This is a genomic window from Antribacter sp. NEAU-D49, from assembly GCF_057158775.1.
The window spans coordinates 64,070-71,538 of record NZ_JBXTSN010000004.1 but is presented as its reverse complement, the minus strand read 5'-3'; the positions used below and the strand labels follow the sequence as shown (position 1 = coordinate 71,538).

Here is a 7,469-nt window from a genome sequence, read left to right as displayed (position 1 = left end):
TTCGGTGCGTGATCGGCAGTTCGAACTGCCGATCACGCACCGAACTGCCGATCACGCCCGAGGACACGGGCGCGGGAGCCAGCATGGGCACCGCTCCCAGCGCCGCCGCGACCCTGCGCGCGCCCGCGACGAGCTGCGCGTACGTCACCGGGCCCACCGCCGGGCAGTCGACCGCCACCGCGTCGGGTGTGGCTGCCGCACGGGCGAGCACGCGCTCGGGCACGGACGGGCCCTGGGCCGGGCGAGCCTGTGCCGCGCCGGAGAGACGGTCGAGCTCGTCACGCTCGGCGGGTGTGGTCCAGTCGAGCTCCGAGACACGCGTCCCGGGCGCGGCCACGCCGGCCAGCGCGACGGTGACGAGCTGGTCGAGGAAGCGAGCGGCGTCGTCGGCGGTGAAGCGGTCGAGGGCGAACTCTGCCGCGAGGTGCGGGTAGCCCGGGTTGTCCTGGTCCCAGAACACCGTGAGGTCGGACTTGGCCCCGCCTGTCGCCAGCTCGCGCACGAACGTCCAGGTGATGCCACCGGCGGAGACGGGGCGCTCGCCGCGCTGCATGGAGAGCGCGAGGTACGGGGTCCGCATCGACCCGGAGGCCCGGTTGAGCCCTCCGAGGCGCATGAGGTCGCCCCAGGGGAGCGTCCCCGTCTCGAGGTCGCGGGCCGTCTCCTCGGCGAGGCGTGCCACGAGGTCGCCGAACGTCGGGTCGTCGTCGAGGCGGACGCGCGCCAGACCGGTGCGCAGCAGCAGGCCCAGCACCTGCTCCGTGTCGACGTGGCTCCGCGTGCTCACGGAGGTGGAGAGCAGCACGTCGTGGTTGCCCGTCTCGCGGGCGACGCGCACGGCGGCCGCTGCCAGCACGAGCGCGTACGGGGTGGCGCCGCCGGTGGCGGTGAACGACCGCAGCGCGGCCACCTCGTCCGGCGCCAGCGCACGGTCGACGAGGTCTCCGTCCCAGGGCCCCGCCCCGGTCACGGCGGCGTGCCCGCCGGGGACCTGCTGGTCGTCGGGCAGCCCTGCCAGGCGCTCGGCCCAGTAGGCCTCGCGCGCCGCGGCATGCCGGGCGTCGTCGTCCGCCAGCCAGCGCGCCGCGTCGTCGAAGGTGATCCGCGGCGCCGGGGGAAGCGCCGACCTGCTGACGAGCGCCGCGTAGACCGCGGCGAGGTCACGCAGGAACGGTCCGGTGGAGAGCCCGTCGAACGCGACGTGGTGCACGTGCACCAGCAGGGTGCTGCGGTCCTCCGCCTCGCGGAGCAGCACGGCGCGCAGCAGCGGTCCGCTCCCGACCGGCAGGGGCGTCAGCGCCTCGGCGCGCAGCAGCTCCTCCCGCCGGGTCGTGGCGGCCTCCGGCGCGAGACTCTCCAGGTCGTGCACGGCCAGCGGGACGGTGCCCGCGGGCAGGCGCACGGCCGTCTCGCCATCGACCAGGACCGTGCGGAGCACCGGGTGACGCACGACCATCTGGTCCAGGGCCCGCTGGAGCACCGCGGCCCGGAGGCTGCCCTCCACGGCGACCTCGAGCGGCACCGTCCACTGGGCCGAGCCCGGCCCGGAGAGCTGCTCGCCCACCCAGAACTCGTGCTGCGTCCGCGTGGGTCGTGCCGGCTCGTCGCTGTGCTCGAGCGGCGCCTCGCCGGTCGCGCCCGAGGCGGCGGGCAACGCTGCCGCGACGTCGCGGACCGTCGTCCGGACCCGCAGCTGTGCGAGCGTCAGCGGCCGGCCCGCCCGGCGCAGGCGGGCAGCGACCGACGCGGTGAGCAACGAGTCGCCGCCGAGCTCTCCGAACGGGACGTCCGCGGGCACCTCGTGGGACGCCAGGTCGAGCACCTCCGCCCAGATCGCGGCGACCAGCTCCTCGTCGGGGCCGGCGGGGGCGGCGCCCGCGCGGACGCGTACCCGCACCAGGGGCAGGGCCGCGCGGTCCCGCTTGCCGTTGGGGGTGCGCGGCAGGGCGGCGAGCACCACCACCTCGGACGGTACGTAGGCGTCGGGCAGCGTCGCCGCGACCGCCGCGGTCAGCCGCTCCGCCAGCGCGTCGGCTGCCCCGCCCTCCAGGACGACGACGGCGCCGTCCGGCCGGGCCTGCGAGGCCCCCACGAGCGAGCCCGCCTGCACGAACGCCACGAGCCGCTTGGCCGCGTGCTCGCCCTGCACCACGACCACGGAGTCCTCGACGGCGGCGTCGCGGTCCAGGACCGACTCGATCTCGCCGAGCTCGATGCGGTGGCCCCGGATCTTCACCTGGAAGTCCGCCCGCCCGTGGTACGTCAGGGTGCCGTCGGGGCCGCGGGTGACGAGGTCGCCCGTGCGGTACATGCGGCCGCCGTCGGGCGCGGCGAGGTATCGCTCGGCGGTGAGCTCCGGGCGGCCGAGGTAGCCCCGGGTCACCTGCGGGCCCGCGATGTACAGCTCGCCCCTCTCGCCGTCGGGCACCGCGACGCCCTCCGGCGACAGGACGTGCGCGACGACGTGGGAGAACGGCAGGCCGATGGGCGGGTCACCCGCGGCGCCGCGCTCCACCACCGCGCCGACCTGCCACGTGACGCACTCCGTGGGGCCGTAGAGGTTGAGCACACGCTCCACGCCCGCCGCGTGGACGGCGTCCGCGACGGCGCGGGAGACGGCGTCCCCCGTGAGCACCGCCGTGCGCACCGTGGACGGCAGGTCACCGTGCCGGGCGAGGGTCGCGGCGACGGCCGGGACCATGACGACCAGGCGCAGGCGGTCGCGCGCGGGTACCTCGGGCAGCGCGAGCCCGTTCTCGGCGACGATCACCGTTCCACCGAGCGCGAGGGTGCCGAAGATCTCGAACACCGACAGGTCGAAGCTGAGCGACGTGCTGAACAGGACCCCCGAGAGCTCCTCAGGACCGAACACGTCCTTGAGGTGGTCGAGCATGGCGACGGTGTTGCGGTGCTCGAGCACCACCCCCTTGGGGCGGCCGGTGGAGCCGGAGGTGTAGATGACGTAGGCGGCGTTCTCGGGGAGCGGGCCGGCGCCCGGCTCCGCCTCGGCGCCCGCCGGGTCGTCGACGTCGACGAGCACCGTGCCGGTGCCCGCGACCAGGCCCGCCGCGAGGTCGCGGGTCTCGTTGGCGACGACCATGGCGGCCGGGGCGGCGTCCTGCGTGATCCCGGCGAGCCGGTCGTGCGGGTACGCCGGGTCGAGCGGCACGTAGGCCGCCCCGGCGCGCTGCACGCCGAGCACGGCCGCGACCATCGCGGCCCCGCGCGGCAGGCAGACGGCCACGAGGTCCTCGCGCCCGACGCCGACGCCGGCGAGCCGGCGGGCGACGGTCTCGACGGCGGCGTCGAGCTCGGCGTACGTCAGCTCGCGGGTACCGTCCACGACGGCCGTGCGCCCGGGGTCCCGGGCGACCTGACGGTCGAACAGCCCGACGAGGGTGGAGTCGGCTGAGAAGTGTGACAGCGGCATGTGTTCTCCCCTGGGAAGCTGGACCGCCCCTCGGCCCGGCGTCACTCATGTACATGAGCACCGGCCCGGCGATGAGATACATGCGCGCGGCAACCAGAAAAATCTCACCCCCGGGCCGGAGCGACCGTAGTCGATCCTGCCCGGGGGCGGAATGGGGAGATGTGCCCTGTGTATCCCTCTGGATCAGTCCCGCCGCACGACCGGGTTGACCAACACGCCGAGGCCCTCGACCTCGCACTCGACGCGGTCGCCCGCGTCGATCCGGCCCACGCCCGCAGGGGTGCCCGTGAGGATCACGTCGCCCGGGAGGAGGGTCATGGCCTCCGAGATGTACGACACGAGGAACGGCACGTCGAAGACCATGTCGGCGGTGCGGCCGTCCTGCCGGGCCTCGCCGTTCACGCGCGACCGTACGGCGACGTCGTCGACGTCCAGCTCGGTGTCGATCCACGGGCCCAGCGGGCACGACGTGTCGAAGCCCTTCGCCCGGGCCCACTGGCCGTCGGTGCGCTGCGCGTCCCGCGCCGTGACGTCGTTCGCCACGGTGTAGCCGAGGATGTAGTTCCGCGCGTTCTCGGGGCTGACGTCCTTGCAGACGCGGCTGATGACGACCGCCAGCTCGGCCTCGTACGAGACCTCCTGCGTGAAGTCGGGCAGGACGATCGGGTCGTCCGGCCCGATCACCGAGGTGTTCGGCTTGAAGAAGAGCAGGGGGCTTGCGGGCACCTCGCCACCCATCTCGGCCGCGTGGTCGGCATAGTTCTTGCCGACCGCCACGATCTTCGAGCGCGGGATGACGGGGGCGAGCAGCCGCACGCCGTCGCCGAGCTCGACACGCTCGCCCGTCGGCATGGCCGGCATGTAGAGGGGGTCTCCGCCCAGCACGGCCAGGAAGGTCTTGTCACCCTCCTGCTGGACCAGGGCGTAACGGGGGTCGTCTCCGGTGGTGAATCTCGCGATGCGCACGGCCCCAGATTACGTGCGACTACGCGCGGGCGAGGACCTCACCGTTGAGGATGCCGAACCAGCCGTCGGGGGCGGCGGCCCAGTCGAGCCACCCCTGCGCGAGCTGCTCCAGCGCCACGTCGTCCGCGAGCGCCGACTCCTTGGCCTGCGTGGCGAAGTTCGAGGACGTGCACCGCTCGGCCCACAGCCCGCCCCACCACGCGCGGTCGTCGGGGGTGGCATAGCACCAGACGCTCGCCGTGGGCACGATCGAGGACGGGTCGAAACCCGCCTCCCGCACCCAGGAGAAGAGCCGCCGGCCGGCGTCGGGCTCGAACCCGTACGTGTGCGTGACCTCGTGGTACAGCGTGTTCCACTCGGTGAGCTCGGCGACCTCGGGATACCAGGCCATCGCCGCGTAGTCGGCGTCGCGGACGGCCACCAGCCCGCCGGGCCGGGCGACCCGCTTCATCTCCCGCAGCGCCGCGACGGGGTCGGACAGGTGCTGCAGCAGCTGGTGCGCGTAGACGACGTCGAACGTGTCGTCCTCGAACGGGAGCTCGTAGGCGTTCGCCTGCTCGAACCGCACGCCCGCCTCAGGTACGCCGTCGCGCCGGGCGGCGGCATGCTCGGCCGCGTGCTCGCGCGCGGCCTCCAGCACCTTCTCCGACGCGTCCACCCCGACGACGCTGCCCTGGCTGAGCCGCTCGGCGAGGTCGACGGTCACCGTGCCTGGACCGCACCCCACGTCGAGCAGCGTCATGTCGGGCCGCAGGTGCGGCAGGAGGAACGCGGCCGAGTTGGCCGCGGTACGCCGCCGGTGGGACCGCAGCACGGACTCGTGGTGGCCGTGCGTGTACGACTCCGACTCCTTGGTGAGGTCGGTGCCGTGCGACCCGCTGGGGGCGTCGACCGCGTCCACGGGGTCGGCACCCGCGGGCGTCATGGGCTCGGTACTGGCGCTGCCGGTCATGAGCGCACCTTATGCGGCGCCACGCCCACGACACACCCGGGTTCTCACCCATCGGGACAGGAGGCCGTGAGCACGGAAGGATGCGGGCCATGCCCCAGTCGTTCCTCGCGCGCGCAGGCGACCGTCTGACCGGCGGCGCCGGCCGGGTCCCCGGCGTCGACGTCGCGCGCGGCATCGCCGTGCTCGGCATGTTCACGGCCCACGTGGGCGTCACGTCCGACGACCTCGGCACGCTCGCCGGCTGGCTCTCCGTCGCGCACGGCCGGTCGTCGATCCTGTTCGCCACCGTGGCCGGCCTGTCGCTGGCGCTCGTGACCGGCCGGGACCGGCCCCTCGACGGGCCGGCGCTTGCCACCGCCCGGTCGCGGCTCCTCGTGCGGGCGGCGCTCCTCCTCGCGCTGGTCGCGGTGCTGGACCTGCTCGGCACGCGGGTGTACCTCATCCTCGGCTTCTACGCCGCCTACTTCGTGCTCGCGCTGCCGTTCCTCCGGTGGCCCCCGCGCCGGCTCCTGTACCTGGCGCTCGCCGTCGCCGTCGCCGGCCCGGTGATCGTCTACTACGGACCCGAGCTGGTGAGCCGGCTCGGGATGCGGCTGCCGCACGACGGTTCCGGGGCGGTCACCGACTTCCTCGTGAGCGGGCACTACCCCGCGCTCGTCTGGATGGCGTTCGTCCTCGCGGGCCTCGCCGTGGGCAGGAGCGACCTGCGGTCCGCCGCCGTGCGCACCTGGCTGGTGGTGGGCGGCTTCGGGCTCACGGTGCTCGCGGGCGTGCTTTCCGCCGTGATGGTCTCCGTGTCCGGTGGCCGTGCCGCGATCGAGGCGGACCTCGCACGGACGTCGACCGAGGCGGGCGCGCCCAACCTCGCCCTGGACGCCCCCTGGCCCACCCCGGCCTACCTCTGGCTCGAAGGCCCCCACGACGACACCACGCTCGAGGCGCTCGGGTCGGGCGGCTTCGCCCTCGGCATCATCGGGCTCTGCCTGTACGTCGGCCGGGTCGGCTCCCGGGTCCTCGCCCCGCTCGCCGCCGTGGGCGCCCTCGCACTCACCGTCTACTCGGCGCAGATCGTCGCCATCTGGTACTGGACGGCGTTCCACTGGGACCTGCTCCAGCCCGCGACGAACGTCCCGCTCGCGGTCCTCACCCTGCTGAGCCTCCTCACGGCGACGGCGTGGCGCGCCTTCCTCGGGCGCGGTCCGCTCGAGCGGCTGTTCGCCCGCATCGCTGCCCGGACCTTCCCCGCGCCTACAGGGTCACCGCACCCCTGACCGTCACCACCGCCCCGCCCGCGACCCACACCGTCCCGTCCGCGTCCCGCTCCACGTGCACCCGGCCCCGCCGGCCCAGCACCGTGCCCTGCGCAGCCACGTACCGTTCGGGAAGCACCCCGCCCGCGAGCCACTGACCGAGGCTCGCGTTGAGGCTGCCCGTCACCGGGTCCTCGCCGATCCCCAGCGACGGGACGAACGCCCGCACCTCCACGTCGGCGCCGAGGCGCTCGCGGTCGGCGGCCGGGTGCTCGCCGACGACGCCGACCTTCAGGCCGCCGAAGGCCGCCAGGTCGGGCTCGAGCGCGAGCACGGTCGCCGCGTCCCGGAGCCGGAGACCGAGCCAGCCCGGGCCGTTGTCCACCCAGGCCGCGTCGAGCACGTCCCCGGCACCGATCCGCAGAGCACGGGTCGCCTGCTCCAGCACGTCGGGCTCCAGCGGTCCCGACCGCACGAGGGGCGGGGCCGCGAAGGCGAGCCGCGACCCGCCGTCGGGCAGCGTGGCGCGGCGCACGCGGACCAGGCCGGCACCGCACTCCTGCACCAGCGCCTCGCCGGCAGGAGCCCCGCCCGCCTCCAGCCACGCGTGGGCGCTGCCGAGGGTGGGGTGGCCGGCGAACGGCAGCTCGCCGCCGGGGGTCCAGATCCGGAGCCGGTAGTCGGCTGCGGGGTGGGACGGCGCCAGCAGGAACGTCGTCTCGGACAGGTTGGTCCAGCGGGCGAAGGCGGCCATGTGCTCGTCGGTGACGCCGTCCGCGTCGTGGACCACGGCGACGGGATTGCCCGAGGTGGGGGTGCCGGAGAAGACGTCGACCTGGCTGAACGGGAGAGACATGGGCTCCACATTAAG

General features: G+C 74.6%; 5 protein-coding genes. 1 reads left to right on the top strand and 4 read right to left on the bottom strand.

From position 1 onward, the window contains the following. From AC060K_RS05115 to AC060K_RS05105, 3 genes are all read right to left on the bottom strand, one after another. A partial coding sequence (locus AC060K_RS05115) for a non-ribosomal peptide synthetase (RefSeq protein WP_483764386.1) occupies nucleotides 1-3,430 on the bottom strand: 3,430 nt, incomplete at its 3' end. 183 nt (nucleotides 3,431-3,613) lie between these two features. Next, complete coding sequence (locus tag AC060K_RS05110; protein ID WP_483764385.1) at nucleotides 3,614-4,396, bottom strand: fumarylacetoacetate hydrolase family protein; 783 nt, start codon at nucleotides 4,394-4,396, stop codon at nucleotides 3,614-3,616. Nucleotides 4,397-4,415: 19 nt separating this feature from the next. Beyond that, entirely contained in the window at nucleotides 4,416-5,348 is a 933-nt protein-coding gene (locus AC060K_RS05105) for a class I SAM-dependent methyltransferase (RefSeq protein WP_483764384.1), read from the bottom strand. Nucleotides 5,349-5,437: 89 nt separating this feature from the next. On the opposite strand from AC060K_RS05105, the gene AC060K_RS05100 reads away from it, so the two are divergent. After that, entirely contained in the window at nucleotides 5,438-6,619 is a 1,182-nt protein-coding gene (locus AC060K_RS05100) for a heparan-alpha-glucosaminide N-acetyltransferase domain-containing protein (protein WP_483764383.1), read from the top strand. Here AC060K_RS05100 and AC060K_RS05095 read toward each other — a convergent pair. Further along, nucleotides 6,597-7,454: a PhzF family phenazine biosynthesis protein gene (locus AC060K_RS05095; RefSeq protein ID WP_483764382.1), complete on the bottom strand. Its 858-nt coding sequence runs from the start codon at nucleotides 7,452-7,454 to the stop codon at nucleotides 6,597-6,599. The two genes, AC060K_RS05100 and AC060K_RS05095, sit on opposite strands and share 23 nt — an antisense overlap. Between the last annotated feature and the right edge of the window lie 15 nt (nucleotides 7,455-7,469).

Excerpts from the sequence above, each read along its gene's own strand:
- AC060K_RS05105 (WP_483764384.1), bottom strand. The coding sequence starts at position 5,348 with ATGACCGGCAGCGCCAGTACCGAGCCCATGACGCCCGCGGGTGCCGAC.
- AC060K_RS05100 (WP_483764383.1), top strand. The coding sequence starts at position 5,438 with ATGCCCCAGTCGTTCCTCGCGCGCGCAGGCGACCGTCTGACCGGCGGC.
- AC060K_RS05095 (WP_483764382.1), bottom strand. The coding sequence starts at position 7,454 with ATGTCTCTCCCGTTCAGCCAGGTCGACGTCTTCTCCGGCACCCCCACC.